The sequence below is a fragment of the Bradyrhizobium sp. USDA 4486 genome (assembly GCF_054057995.1).
Window position 1 is genome coordinate 6,920,748 of the sequence record NZ_JBSRZV010000001.1, and the last position, 12,665, is coordinate 6,933,412.

11 protein-coding genes and 1 pseudogene are annotated in these 12,665 nt (G+C 64.9%); 3 read left to right on the forward strand and 9 right to left on the reverse strand.

The annotated features are described in order from the left end of the window. Positions 1 to 90: 90 nt before the first annotated feature. Positions 91 to 1,290 (reverse strand): DNA recombination protein RmuC, encoded by a 1,200-nt coding sequence (locus tag ACVWY3_RS32660; protein WP_456842133.1) that lies wholly within the window; start codon positions 1,288 to 1,290, stop codon positions 91 to 93. Between the two features lie 171 nt (positions 1,291 to 1,461). Here ACVWY3_RS32660 and def point away from each other — a divergent pair, with 171 nt between their 5' ends. From def to truA, 3 genes and pseudogenes are all read left to right on the forward strand, one after another. Then, positions 1,462 to 1,989 (forward strand): peptide deformylase, encoded by a 528-nt coding sequence (gene def, locus ACVWY3_RS32665; protein WP_456842134.1) that lies wholly within the window; start codon positions 1,462 to 1,464, stop codon positions 1,987 to 1,989. A gap of 123 nt (positions 1,990 to 2,112) precedes the next feature. Next, positions 2,113 to 3,048, forward strand: coding sequence for a methionyl-tRNA formyltransferase (fmt, locus tag ACVWY3_RS32670; RefSeq protein WP_456842135.1), 936 nt, complete (start codon positions 2,113 to 2,115; stop codon positions 3,046 to 3,048). Between the two features lie 118 nt (positions 3,049 to 3,166). Then, positions 3,167 to 3,905: pseudogene (gene truA, locus ACVWY3_RS32675) on the forward strand (tRNA pseudouridine(38-40) synthase TruA). 157 nt (positions 3,906 to 4,062) lie between these two features. On the opposite strand, the gene dapE reads toward truA, so the two are convergent. The 8 genes from dapE to yidC form a co-directional block, all read right to left on the reverse strand. Beyond that, positions 4,063 to 5,229 carry a succinyl-diaminopimelate desuccinylase gene (gene dapE, locus ACVWY3_RS32680; protein WP_456842136.1) on the reverse strand — a complete coding sequence of 389 codons (1,167 nt, stop codon included), beginning with the start codon at positions 5,227 to 5,229 and terminating at the stop codon, positions 4,063 to 4,065. A 205-nt stretch (positions 5,230 to 5,434) separates the two neighbouring features. Beyond that, complete coding sequence (gene dapD / locus ACVWY3_RS32685) at positions 5,435 to 6,280, reverse strand: 2,3,4,5-tetrahydropyridine-2,6-dicarboxylate N-succinyltransferase (RefSeq protein WP_456842137.1); 846 nt, start codon at positions 6,278 to 6,280, stop codon at positions 5,435 to 5,437. Positions 6,281 to 6,466: 186 nt separating this feature from the next. Beyond that, positions 6,467 to 7,162, reverse strand: a complete 696-nt coding sequence (locus tag ACVWY3_RS32690; protein ID WP_456842138.1) for a pyrimidine 5'-nucleotidase — start codon at positions 7,160 to 7,162, stop codon at positions 6,467 to 6,469. Between the two features lie 234 nt (positions 7,163 to 7,396). After that, the gene (locus ACVWY3_RS32695) at positions 7,397 to 8,383 is read right to left on the reverse strand and encodes a DUF1036 domain-containing protein (protein ID WP_456843516.1); all 987 of its coding nucleotides are present in this window, start codon (positions 8,381 to 8,383) and stop codon (positions 7,397 to 7,399) included. Positions 8,384 to 8,538: 155 nt separating this feature from the next. Then, positions 8,539 to 9,426: an acetylglutamate kinase gene (gene argB / locus ACVWY3_RS32700; RefSeq protein WP_235541610.1), complete on the reverse strand. Its 888-nt coding sequence runs from the start codon at positions 9,424 to 9,426 to the stop codon at positions 8,539 to 8,541. A 207-nt stretch (positions 9,427 to 9,633) separates the two neighbouring features. Then, complete coding sequence (locus ACVWY3_RS32705; protein WP_456843517.1) at positions 9,634 to 9,999, reverse strand: DUF423 domain-containing protein; 366 nt, start codon at positions 9,997 to 9,999, stop codon at positions 9,634 to 9,636. Then, positions 9,999 to 10,652, reverse strand: coding sequence for a ribosome biogenesis GTP-binding protein YihA/YsxC (gene yihA / locus ACVWY3_RS32710; RefSeq protein WP_456842139.1), 654 nt, complete (start codon positions 10,650 to 10,652; stop codon positions 9,999 to 10,001). The genes ACVWY3_RS32705 and yihA overlap by 1 nt, the downstream gene beginning before the upstream one ends. Before the next feature lie 134 nt (positions 10,653 to 10,786). Then, the gene (gene yidC / locus ACVWY3_RS32715; protein WP_456842140.1) at positions 10,787 to 12,652 is read right to left on the reverse strand and encodes a membrane protein insertase YidC; all 1,866 of its coding nucleotides are present in this window, start codon (positions 12,650 to 12,652) and stop codon (positions 10,787 to 10,789) included. Positions 12,653 to 12,665: the final 13 nt, after the last annotated feature.

Below are 12,665 nucleotides of genomic sequence, written 5' to 3' on the forward strand. Positions count from 1 at the left end.
CCAGTAATCACCAGCGTCTCGGTTCAACCACAATCGCTGCGACGTATTGGATGCCTCCGCCTTCGCGGGGCGTGACAATGTACTACAATTCTACTCCCCCGCCTGGAGCTTCCGCGGAAACAGCTCGCCCGCGCCCGTCGCCACCAGCCGCGGGCCTTCCGGCGCGTCGGTCTTGCTGAAATCGAGCTCTTCGATTCGCCCCGCCCGCTTCTCGATCTTGTCGGCGGAGATCAGGATCTGGCGGACGTCCTCGTTGGCGTCGGCGAAATGCTTCTGCAGCTTCAGCACGCGCTCGCGCAGGCGGCCGAGATCGTCGCCGAGCTTGATCACCTCGGTTTGGATCAGGTCGGCGGCATCGCGCATGCGTGCGTCCTTCATGATCTGCTGCATCACCTGGATCGCGAGCATCAGGAGCGAGGGCGACACCAGCACCACGCGGGCGCGATAGGCCTTCTGGATCACGTCGTCGAAACCGTCATGGATCTCGGCGTAGACCGATTCCGACGGCACGAACATCAGCGCCATCTCCTGGGTCTCGCCGGCGACGAGATATTTCTCCGCGATGTCGCTGACATGCTTCATCACGTCGCCGCGCAGCCGCTGCGTGGCGAGGCGCTTCTCCTCGTCGGTGCGGGCATCGTGCAGCGCCGTCATCGCCTCCAGCGGGAATTTGGCGTCGATGCAGAGCGGGCGCTGGTCGGGCAGGAACACGACGCAGTCCGGGCGCTTGCCGGTCGAAAGCGTGAACTGGAACTCGTAAGACCCTTTCGGCAGACCGTCCTGGACGATCGCCTCCATGCGCGCCTGGCCGAAGGCGCCGCGCGACTGCTTGTTGGCGAGCACGTCGCGCAAGGTGGTCACCTGCGTGGTGAGGTCGGTGAGGTTCTTGTGCGCGTTGTCGATGATGCCGAGCCGCTCGTGCAGCGCCCGCAGGCTCTCCATGGTGTTGCGGGTCGAGTGTTCCATGGACTGGCCGACGCGGTGGGTCACCGAATCCAGCCGCTCATTGACCGCCCGGGCCATCTCGGCCTGGCGGCCGGCCAGCGCCTGGGTCATGGCGTCGACCCGGCCGGAGGCCTCGGCCTGGGCGCGCAGCACCTGGGCCAGGCGCTCCTCGAGCTCGTCGGCCCGGATCGCCTGGGCCGTGGCGAGTTCCGCGCCGCGCCGTCCCGAGCGCGCGATCACGACCGCAATCACAACCAGCAGGATGAGGACCAGCGCGCCGAAGCCGATCAGCGCATCGATGGTGCGCACCGGCCAGTCGCCAGCCAAGAAAATGATCTCGTTCATGCCAGCCCTTCTAGCCGATTCGCATTGAGGCGCGAACGAAGAGGGAACGTATTTGGTAAAGAACTCCCTAAATTTTATGGTTAACGAAACCTGAAGTTTTATCGTGAGTGGAGCGTGAGCCGGGTTCCTGGCCGCATTGACCGCATCCGGCGCGCGGCTTAAATCGCCGACATGGCCCTACGAGAAATCATCATCCTGCCGGACAAGCAGCTGCGACTGGTCTCCAAGCCGATCGAGAAGGTCACGCCGGAGATCCGCAAGCTTGCCGACGACATGTTCGAGACCATGTACGACGCTCCCGGGATCGGGCTTGCGGCGATCCAGGTCGCGCAGCCGCTGCGGCTGATCACCATGGACCTCGCCAAGCCCAACCAGGACGGCGAGACCAAGCCGGAACCGCGCGTGTTCATCAACCCCGAGATCATCGCGTCCTCCGAGGAGCTGTCCACCTACGAAGAAGGCTGCCTGTCGATCCCCGAATATTACGAGGAGGTCGAGCGCCCCGCGAAGGTGCGCGTGCGCTTCACCGATCTCGACGGCAAGGTGCACGAGGAGGATGCCGAAGGCCTCTACGCCACCTGCATCCAGCACGAGATCGACCATCTCAACGGCGTGCTGTTCGTCGACTATCTGTCGAAGCTCAAGCGCGACCGCGTGATGAAGAAGTTCGAGAAAGCCGCCAAGCGCGCGGGCGAGTAGGGCTCTGCGTCGTTCCGGGGCGATGCGCAGCATCGAACCCGGAACCTCGAGATTCCGGGTTCGGCTCTTCGAGCCGCCCCGGAACGACCCGTCACTGGATTTGCGTCGTTCGCAGGTTTCCCCATGCCCCTCCGCCTCATCTTCATGGGCACGCCCGATTTCTCCGTGCCGACGCTGCTCGAGCTGGTCGCGCACGGCCACGAGATCGCGGCGGTCTACACCCGCGCGCCGAAGCCGGGCGGGCGGCGCGGCTTGCAACTGCAGCCGACCCCGGTCGAGGAAGCCGCGCGAAAGCTCGGCGTGCCCGTGCTGACGCCGAAGACGTTGAGGACACCGGAAGCGCTGGAAGAATTTCGCGCCTTCGACGCCGATGCAGCCGTCGTCGTCGCCTACGGCATGATCCTGCCGCAGGCGATCCTCGATGCGCCGAAGCTCGGCTGCTACAATCTGCACGCCTCGCTCCTGCCGCGCTGGCGCGGCGCCGCGCCGATCAACCGCGCGATCATGGCCGGCGACGCCGAAAGCGGCGTGATGGTGATGAAGATGGATGTCGGCCTCGATACCGGCGACGTCGCGATGGCCGAAAGGCTTCCGATCACCGACACCATGACCGCGCTCGACCTGCACGATCGCCTCTCCCGTCTCGGCGCCGATCTGATGGTCCGCACCATGGCCGCGCTCGAACGCGGCGGGCTCCAGCTCAAAAAGCAGAGCGAGGACGGCGTCACCTATGCCGCCAAGATCGACAAGGCCGAGGCGCGGATCGACTGGACGAAGTCGGCGCGCGCGGTGCTCCGCCACATCCACGGCCTGTCCCCGTTCCCCGGCGCCTGGACCGAACTTGACGGCCTAGCCGACAATGCGCGCGTCAAGATCCTGCGTTGCGAGCTGGCGAAAGGCTCGGGCGCGCCGGGCGAGGTGCTCGACGACCTCCTCACCATCGCCTGTGGGGAGGGCGCGATCCGCATCATCGAGCTGCAGCGCGAAGGCAAGGCCCGCATGCAGGCCGCGGACTTCCTGCGCGGCGTGCCGCTGAGGGCGGGAGCCAAATTCACCTAAGGCTGTCATACGCCGCGAAGGCGGGGTATCCAGTACGCCGAGGCTTCTCGCCTGAGCAGAGATGTCTCGGAGTACTGGATCATCCGCCTTCGCGGATGATGACACCACCCGGATTGAGATGCCCCGCTACAAGCTCACCATCGAATATGACGGCGCGCCGTTCTTCGGCTGGCAGATCCAGGACACGCTGCCGTCGGTGCAGGGCGCGCTGGAAGCGGCCGTGAAGGCGATGACCGGCGCGGATTTGCGCGTGCACGGCGCCGGCCGAACCGATGCCGGTGTGCATGCGCGCGGCCAGGTCGCGCATGTCGATGTCGAGAAGCAGTTTCCGCCGGGCCGCTTTCGCGACGGGCTCAATGCGCATCTGCGCCCGCATCCGATCGCGGTGCTCGAGGCGGAGATCGTCCCTGATACATTCGAGGCGCGCTTCTCGGCCGTGAAGCGCCACTACCGCTATCGCGTCATCAACACCCGCGCCAATCTCGCGCTCGACGTCGGCCACGCTTGGCGGGTGCCGCGCCGGCTCGATGCCGATGCGATGCATGCGGCAGCGCAGCGCCTGCTCGGCAAGCACGATTTCACCACCTTCCGCGACACCGAGTGCCAGGCCAAGTCGCCGGAGAAGACGCTCGACCAGCTCGACGTGCTGCGCGACGGCCGCGAGATCACCATCGTGACGTCGGCACGCTCGTTCCTGCATAGCCAGGTCCGCTCGATGGTGGGATCGCTGGTCTGGGTCGGCGAGGGCCGCTGGACCGCGGACGACCTCTCCGCAGCGCTCAAAGCCCGCAATCGCGCCGCCTGCGGCATCGTCGCCCCCGCCCGAGGGGCTTTATTTGATGAGGGTGGACTACTGAAGAGGTGGGAGCTCCCGCTTCACGCTCAGTGTCCTGCCCCGCGAAGGCGGGGCATCCAGTACGCCGCGGCCTCTCGACTCTATCGCTGCTGCCTTTGGAATACTGGATTGCCCGCCTTCGCGGGCGATGACAGTGGTGTGCTGGGCGACAGCCGCGCCTACCCAAAATACCGCGCCAAAATCCCGCGATACACCTTCGTCAGCTTCTCCAGATCCGTCACCGGCACGCGCTCGTCGACCTGGTGCATGGTCTGGCCCACGAGCCCGAACTCGATCACCGGGCAATAGCTCGAGATGAACCGCGCATCCGACGTCCCACCGCTCGTCGACAGCTCCGGCTTGCGCCCCGTCACCTCCTCGATCGCCGACACCGCGAGATCGGTGAACGGGCCGGGCTTGGTCACGAACACGTTGGAGTTCGACGGCTCCCAGACGATGCGGGCCTTGATGCGGTTGCCGCAGGCTTTGGCGAGCCGCGTCTCGAGCAGCTCGCGCAAGGACGCCTGGGTGTGGTTGTCGTTGTAGCGGATGTTGAATTTGGCGCGGGCCTCGCCGGGGATGACGTTGTAGGCCTTGTTGCGGACGTCGACTGAGGTGAATTCGAGATTGGAGGCCTGGAATTGCGCGCTGCCATGGTCGAGCGGCTCGTCGGAGATCGCGACGATCAAGCGGGAAATATCCGGCACCGGATTGGAGGCGCGGTGCGGATAGGCGACGTGGCCCTGCACGCCTTCGACGTAAAGTGTGCCCGATTGCGAGCCGCGGCGGCCGACCTTGATCGTGTCGCCGAGCGTCTCGACATTGGAGGGCTCCCCGAGCACGCAATGATCGAATTTTTCGCCGCGCTCGGCGGCCCATTTGAGCAGCTTGATGGTACCGTTGATGGAGACGTCTTCCTCGTCACCCGTGATCAGGAACGAAATCGAGCCCGTCCCGTCCGCGCGCGGCTTGCCCCCATTGGCGGCGAGATGCTCCAGGACAGCTGCGACCGAGCAGGCGATGCCGCCCTTCATGTCGACCGCGCCGCGGCCGTGCAGAAAACCGTCCTTCACCTCGCCGGAAAACGCGCCGACGCTCCAGGCGCTCTCGTCACCCGGCGGCACCACGTCGGTGTGGCCGGCAAAGGTGATGTGCGGGCCGTCTGTGCCGATCCGCGCATAGAGATTGTCGACGTCGGCGGTGCCTTCCTCGCTGAAGGTTACGCGGTGGCAAATGAAGCCCGCTGTGCCCAGCACTTTCTCAAGCACGCCGAGCGCGCCGGCATCTTCAGGGGTTACCGAGGGGCAGCGAATGAGATCGCGGGCAATCGAGAGAGCATCTGTCATGCGCTCCGCTTAACATGCATGCCGCCGGGTGGGCTAGACTAAACCCGTCAGCCTGAGTGCGAGTGGCGCGATGCAAGGCATCGCGCCGGGAGCCTCGAGGATGAACGGCCGTGATGCAGCCGGCAGCCGGGCCGTCGCCCTTCGAGGGCCCCCGAAGAGGCGGCCACCTCAGGGTGTCGGTGATAGGTTTACGTTCGTGGCGCGCTTAGTCCCGCAGCAGCTCGTTGATGCTGGTCTTCGAGCGCGTGCGCTCGTCGACGCGCTTGACGATCACGGCGCAGGCGGTGCTCGGACCGATCTCGCCGTTCTTCATCGGCTTGCCGGGCAGCGCGCCGGGCACCACCACCGAATATTCCGGCACTTCGCCCATGAAGACCTCGCCGGTCTCGCGGTCGACGATCTTGGTCGAGGCGCCCAGGAACACGCCCATCGCCAGCACCGCGCCCTTGCGCACGATCACGCCTTCGGCAACCTCGCTGCGCGCGCCGATGAAGCAGTCGTCCTCGATGATGACGGGCTCGGCCTGGAGCGGCTCGAGCACGCCGCCGATGCCGGCGCCGCCGGAGATGTGCACGCGCTTGCCGATCTGCGCGCAGGAGCCGACGGTCGCCCAGGTGTCGACCATGGTGCTCTCATCGACGTAAGCGCCGAGATTGACGAAGGACGGCATCAGCACGACGTTCCTGGCGATGAAGGCCGAGCGGCGGACGACGGCGCCGGGGACCGCGCGAAAGCCCGCATCGCGAAAACGGTTCGGGCCCCAGCCTTCGAACTTCGAGGGCACCTTGTCCCACCAGCTGGCCTTGCCCGGGCCGCCGGGAATCACGTCCATGTCGTTGAGGCGGAAGGACAGCAGCACCGCCTTCTTCAGCCACTGATTGACCTTCCACTTGCCGTCAGCGCCGCGCTCGGCAACGCGCGCCTCGCCCTTGTCCAGCGTCTCCAGCGCCTGGTCCACGGCCTCGCGTACCTCGCCCTTGGTCGAGGTCGAGATGCCGTCACGCGCGTCGAAGGCGCTGTTGATGGTGGATTCGAGGGCGGACAGGGACATCGGGCTTTCCTCTTCGGATCAGGGAATTTTGATGGATTGGGGCGCTTTTTCGGGATTTGGGCCGGGAGAGTCAAGCTTGGCCCGCTGTCATCACCCGCGAAAGCGGGTGATCCAGTACGCCGCGGCAGTCGTGATAAACCGAGATGGCGGTGATTACTGGATACCTCCTTTCGCGGGGAATAACGGCTATTGGGGGTGGGACAATCGCGCCAAAAATCCCGTCAGATCATCCGTGACGTGATCGACATGGTTTGCGTCCCGTCCCTCCAGCTCCCAATCCTCGCGCACCACTTCCTTGGTGCCGTCAGGCACCACCAGCACGGTGGTCATGCCGAGCGCGTGGGGAACGGTGAGATTGCGGGCGAGGTCCTCGAACATCGCCGCCCGGGTCGGATCGACGGCGTGGTCGGCCAGAAATTTTCGATAGGTCTGCGGTGCCGGCTTCGGCTCGAAGCCGGCCGCGATGATGTCGAACACGCCGTCGAAATGGCTGGCGAGGCCGAGCCGCGCCAGCACGGCATCGACATGGTCGACCGAGCCATTGGTCAGGATCAGTTTTCGTCCCGGCAGCTTTGCGATGGCTTCGCCAAGCTGCGGATTCGGCTCCAGGGGAGAGTGATCGATCTTGTGCACATAGGCGAGGTAGTCGTCCGCACGCACGCCGTGCAGGGTCATCATGCCGCGCATGGTGGTGCCGAAGCGCAGATAATAATCCTTCTGGATCCTGCGCGCTTCCTCCGGGCCGACGTTCAGCCAGTTGCACACGAACTCGCCGATGCGTGCATCGACCTGCTGCCACAGATTGACGTGATGCGGGTAGAGCGTGTTGTCGAGGTCGAACACCCAGGTGTCGATGTGGGTGAAGGCGCGGGGAGATTTCATGTAGGCATTCTCAACTCGTCGTTCCGGACAAGCGTAGCCACATTCTCTGCTGTCGTCCCGGACAAGCGCAGCGAAGCGGAGCGCCGATCCGGAACCCATAACCACGGGATCGAGTTTGGCGAAGACTGGCAACTACCATCGTGCGTCACACTGTTCCCTGGGACTATGGGTCCCTGCTTTCGCAGCGACGATGGGGGAGTTGTGGGCGACGACGACCTGATCACAGCAAGACCATCACGGCATCGCAAAGCGCAGCGTCTTGCCGCCGCTCGACATGTCCACCGCGCCAAATCCCGTCGCCGCAAACCCTCGCGCGCCGCAATCGGTCTGCTCAACGGTCTCGAACTTGGTCTCGCGCGTGCAGAGCTGCTTGTCGCCGCCCCAGTTCAACGGCTTATCCTTGAGCTTGATAACACGGTTGTCGGCATCGAGGGCTTCCGCAAAGCTGAAGATCCGCTTCGGCGTGCCCGTCACGTCGGGATGCAGGCAGGTCTTGGGATCGATGCGGTACCAGCCGCGGCTCGTCACCGACTTGCCGTCGTCGGTCGCAACCGCCGCCATCACCTTGTGCGGCGTGTCGTTGCACCATGTCAGGCCGCTCGACGAGGGCGTCTGCGTCGCATCGACCATGGTCTTGAAGAAATTGGGCGACGATACGGCGTCGGACGACAGGCCGCGGCTCTTCAGGAATGCGGCGAGCGCTCCTTGCGTCTTCGGCCCGTCGACGCCGTCGATGGCGCCGACGTCGTAGCCGATGATCACCAGGAGGCGCTGGATGCCGGCAAGGCGCGCCTGCTCGTCGTCATATTCGGAATCCTCGGCGAGATAGGCGACTGCATTGCCGTCGTCGCCGCGCGTCGGCGTCACTTGCGTGAAGGGGACCTGTGTCTGGCCGCTGCGGCACTGCCGCGCGGCGGCGATGACGAAATTGTCCTGCGCTACGCACAGCATGTCGCTGCCGCTCTGCGGGATCGGTGAGGCGCCATAGACGCCGAGCGCGCGCGCGTTGAGCAAAATGCGGTCGGCAGTCAGCGTGCCCTGCACCACCACGCGGCAGGCCGCGGGATCGATCCTGAACCAGCCACGCGTCGCGGTCGCCGCCTTGTCGTCGATGCCGATCGCAGCCTCGACCACATAGGACATGCGGTTGCAGATCTTGAGGTCGGCGAAAGCCGGCGCGGAGGAGAAGAAGAACGAGACGGCTGCGGCAGGCAGCGTCATCAGGATGCGGGTGAGGAGGGAGCGGCGGTGTGGCCTCGTCTTCCGCTCGTCATGCCCGGCCTTGTGCCGGGCATCCACGTTCTTGGCGTGGAACGAAAGGTCGTGGACGGCCGGGACACGCCCGGCCATGACGGTTTTCTTTGTCCGCTCGCTCTTCACTTGTGGATCAGCGTGCCCGTGCCCTGGTTGGTGAAGAGCTCGAGCAGCACCGCGTGCTGCATCTTGCCGTCGATGATGACGACGCCCTCGACGCCCTGCTCGAGCGCGTAGATGCAGGTCTCGACCTTCGGGATCATGCCGCCGGAGATGGTGCCGTCGGCGATCAATTTTCGCGCGTCTTTGACCGACAACTGCGGGATCAGCTTCTTCGACTTGTCGAGCACGCCGGGCACGTCGGTGAGCAGTAAGAGGCGTTTTGCCTTCAGCGCGCCGGCGACCGCACCGGCAAAGGTGTCGGCGTTGATGTTCAAGGTCTGGCCGTCCTGCGAGGTCGCGAGCGGCGCCAGCACCGGAATCAGCTCGTAGCCGATCAGCTGGTTGAGCAGCGTGAGGTCGACCTTCTCGGGGTCGCCGACGAAACCGAGATCGACCGCCTTCTCGATATGCGAGTCCGGATCGATGATGGTGCGCGTCGTCTTCGACGCCTTCACCATGTTGCCGTCCTTGCCCGACAGGCCCACGGCCTTGCCGCCGGCCTCGTTGATGTAGCCGACGATCTGCTTGTTGACCGAGCCGGCCAGCACCATCTCGACGATCTCAATGGTCGCCTTGTCGGTGATGCGCAGGCCGGCGGCGAATTCCGAGACGATGCCGAGGCGCTTGAGCATGGTCGCGATCTGCGGTCCGCCGCCATGCACGACCACCGGATTGATCGCGGTCTGCTCCAGCAGCACGATGTCGCGGGCAAAATTCTTCGCGGTCTCCTCGTCGCCCATGGCATGACCGCCATATTTGATGACGATGGTTTCCTCGTCATACTGCTGCATGTGCGGCAGCGCTTCGGACAGGATGCGGGCCTGGTCGAGCGGAGAGATGTCGGTCATGGGGCGGATCTCGCTGGCGGGACTGTCGGTGCGCGTTCTATCCGATTGGCGGGCGCGGCGCAAAGCGTTGCTGGCATGCCGCTCTCGTGTCCCGGACGCGGTGCGGCGCGTAGTGCCGCGCCGCTGAGCCGGGCCCCAGAAAGCGGCATGGGCCCCCGGCTCAGCAGCGCACCGCTGAAGCGCTGCGCTGCGTCCGGGGCACGAGACCTACTTTCTCGCGACCACCGCCGCCAGCGTCACCGCGAGCCAACCCAAGATCATCACCGTTCCGCCCGTCGGTGCGGCCATGGGAAACAGCGAGTGCCCGGCATACTGCCGCAAGGTCAGATCCCCCGCGAACAGCGCGGTGCCAATCACGAAGCCGAATGCAGCAATGAGCCCGATTCCGCCATGCAGGAGCCCACGTGCGAGCAGGGCGATCACGGCCAATATGGCAGTCGCATGAAACAGCAGCATGGCACTGGCGGAGGCGAGGCGGCTGGCATCCGCGCCGTGAGCGGAGGCGGCGGCCAGCGCGACGCCGGCGGCGCCCATCAAACCGGCAAGCCCAATCGCGAGGCGGTGCGCCACCATCACGACGCCCGCTCTTCCAGCAGCTTCGCCATCGCGGCCCGCAACTCGGCCATGCCGGTCGAGTTGCGCGAGGAGGTCGCGAGCACGCTCGGGAACGCGGCCGGATGTTTGGCGAGAGCAGTCTCGGTCTCGGCGATGCGCGCTTCTAGCTCGGAGGCCTTCACCTGGTCGGCCTTGGTCAGCACGATCTGATAGCTGACCGCCGAGCGATCGAGCGTCTTCAGCACTTCGAGATCGACGTCCTTCAGCCCATGCCGCGCGTCGATCAGCACATAGACGCGCGCGAGCGAGGCGCGACCCAGCAGGAATTTGTGGATCAGCTCGGTCCAGGATGCGACCTGGCTTTTCGGTGCCTTGGCATAGCCGTAGCCGGGCATGTCGACGAGGCGCAGATCCCTTTTCCCGGGGACCTCGAAGAAGATCAGCTCCTGGGTGCGGCCCGGCGTATGCGAGGTGCGGGCCAGCGTGTTGCGACCAGTGAGCGCATTGATCAGGCTGGACTTGCCGACATTGGAGCGCCCGGCAAAGGCGATCTCCAGTCCCGCCATCGGTGGCAACGTCTGGATCGACGGCGAGGCCCAGATGAACTGCCAGTCGCGCGCGAACAGTTTTCGCCCGGCCTCGATCAGCTTCGCATCATTGTCGTCGGTCATGCGAAGCTCTTTGCTTCCTGTCATTCCGGGGCGATGCGCAGCATCGAACTCCGGTGCGCAATTGCGCGCCTGAGAATCTCGAGATTCCGGGTCTGGTGCTTCGCACCATCCCGGAATGACTGTGTGAGAGGGACCTACGTCGCCTTCCTCGCGAACGTCGCCTTGAGATTGTCGAATAACTCCACCTTCACGCCGTTGCGGCGCATGATGAAGCTCTGCTGGAGCACCGAGAGCAAATTGTTCCAGGCCCAGTAGATCACGAGGCCCGCCGGGAAGCCCGCCAGCATGAAGGTGAAGATCAGCGGCATCCAGTTGAAGATGATCTGCTGCGTCGGATCGGGAGGCGTCGGGTTCAGCTTCATCTGGAACCACATCGTGATGCCCATGATGATCGGCCAGATGCCGAGCGCGAGGTAATGGCCGAACACCGGGATCGTGGTCGGATCGAACGGGATCAGCCCGAACAGATTGAAGAGGTTGGTCGGATCCGGCGCCGAAAGGTCCTTGATCCAGCCGTAGAACGGCGCGTGCCGCATTTCGATGGTGACAAACAGCACCTTGTAGAGCGAGAAGAACACCGGGATCTGGATCACCACGGGAAGACAGCCGGCGACCGGGTTGATCTTCTCCTTGCGGTAGATCTCCATCATCTCCTGCTGCTGCTTCACCTTGTCGTCGGGGTAGCGCTCCTTGAGCGCCTGCAGCTGCGGCTGGATCGACTTCATCTTTGCCATCGAGGCGTAGGACTTGTTCGCCAGCGGGAAGAACAACAGCTTCACGATCACGGTCACGAGCAGGATCGAGATGCCGAAATTGCCGAAGAAGCGGTAGAAGAAGTCGAGGCCGAGGAACATCGGCTTGGTGATGAAGTAGAACCAGCCCCAGTCGATCAACAGGTCGAAATGGTTGAGCCCGAGCTCCTTGTTGTAGCCGCCGAGGCCGGCGAACGGGAACACGCCGACGACGCCGGCTTCCTTGGCGCCCGCGAACAGCCGCGCGTTCGCGGTGGCTGTGCCGCCGATCGCGACGGTGACGGGATCGAGCAGATAGTCGGTCTGGTAGGTGTGGACATTGCCGGTCGGGTTCGACGAGAAGCGCGCCTGCAGCTGCGCATTGGTGTCCGGCAGCAGCGCCGAAGCCCAGTACTTGTCGGTAATGCCGAGCCAGCCATTGGTGGCCTTGAAGTTCACCGACTTGGCTTCGTCGATTTTCTTGTAGGCGTATTCCTGCAGGCCGTCGAGATAGCCGATCAGGCCTTCATGCAGGATGTAATAGCCCGAGACCTGCGGCGTGCCGTGGCGCGAGATCAGCGCGAACGGATAGAGCGTAACCGGCGCGTTGCCGACATTGCTCACCTCGTCCTTGATGGTGAAGAGATAATGGTCGTCGACCGAGATGGTGCGGCGGAAAGTGAGGCCCTCGCCATTGTCCCATTTCAGCACCACCGGCGTCGTCGGCGTCAGGCTGCCGCTGCCGTCCTGCCGCCAGATGGTCTGCGCATCCGGCATCTTGGCGGTCACGCCGGTTGCGGCCACCCAGCCGAATTCGGCGTAATAGGGTTCAGCCGTGCCCGAGGGCGAATAGAGGATGATCGGCGGCGATTTCGGGTCGACCGTCTCGCGATATTGCACCAGCGCGAGGTCGTCGATGCGGCCGCCCTTCAGCGAGACGCTGCCGGAAAGCCGCGGCGTGTCGATCTTGACGCGCGGGCTGGCTTCGATCGCGGCGCTGCGGGCAACGACCGGCTGGGCCTGCTGGTTGCCCGGCGCCGCGGCGGACGCGGGCGCATTGCCGGCCTGCGGCGTCGAACCCGGCGTTGCCGGCGCGCCACCTGGCGTCGCCGAGGCGGTCGGCTGCGGCGTGTTCTTCTGGAGCTCGGCCTGCGCCTGCTGCTGGGCGCGCTGCTTCTCCATCTGCGGCACGTTGTAGAAATATTGCCAGGCGATCAGGACGAGGCCCGACAGAATGACGGCGAGGATGGTATTGCGATTGTCGGTCATCTCTATTGTCTCG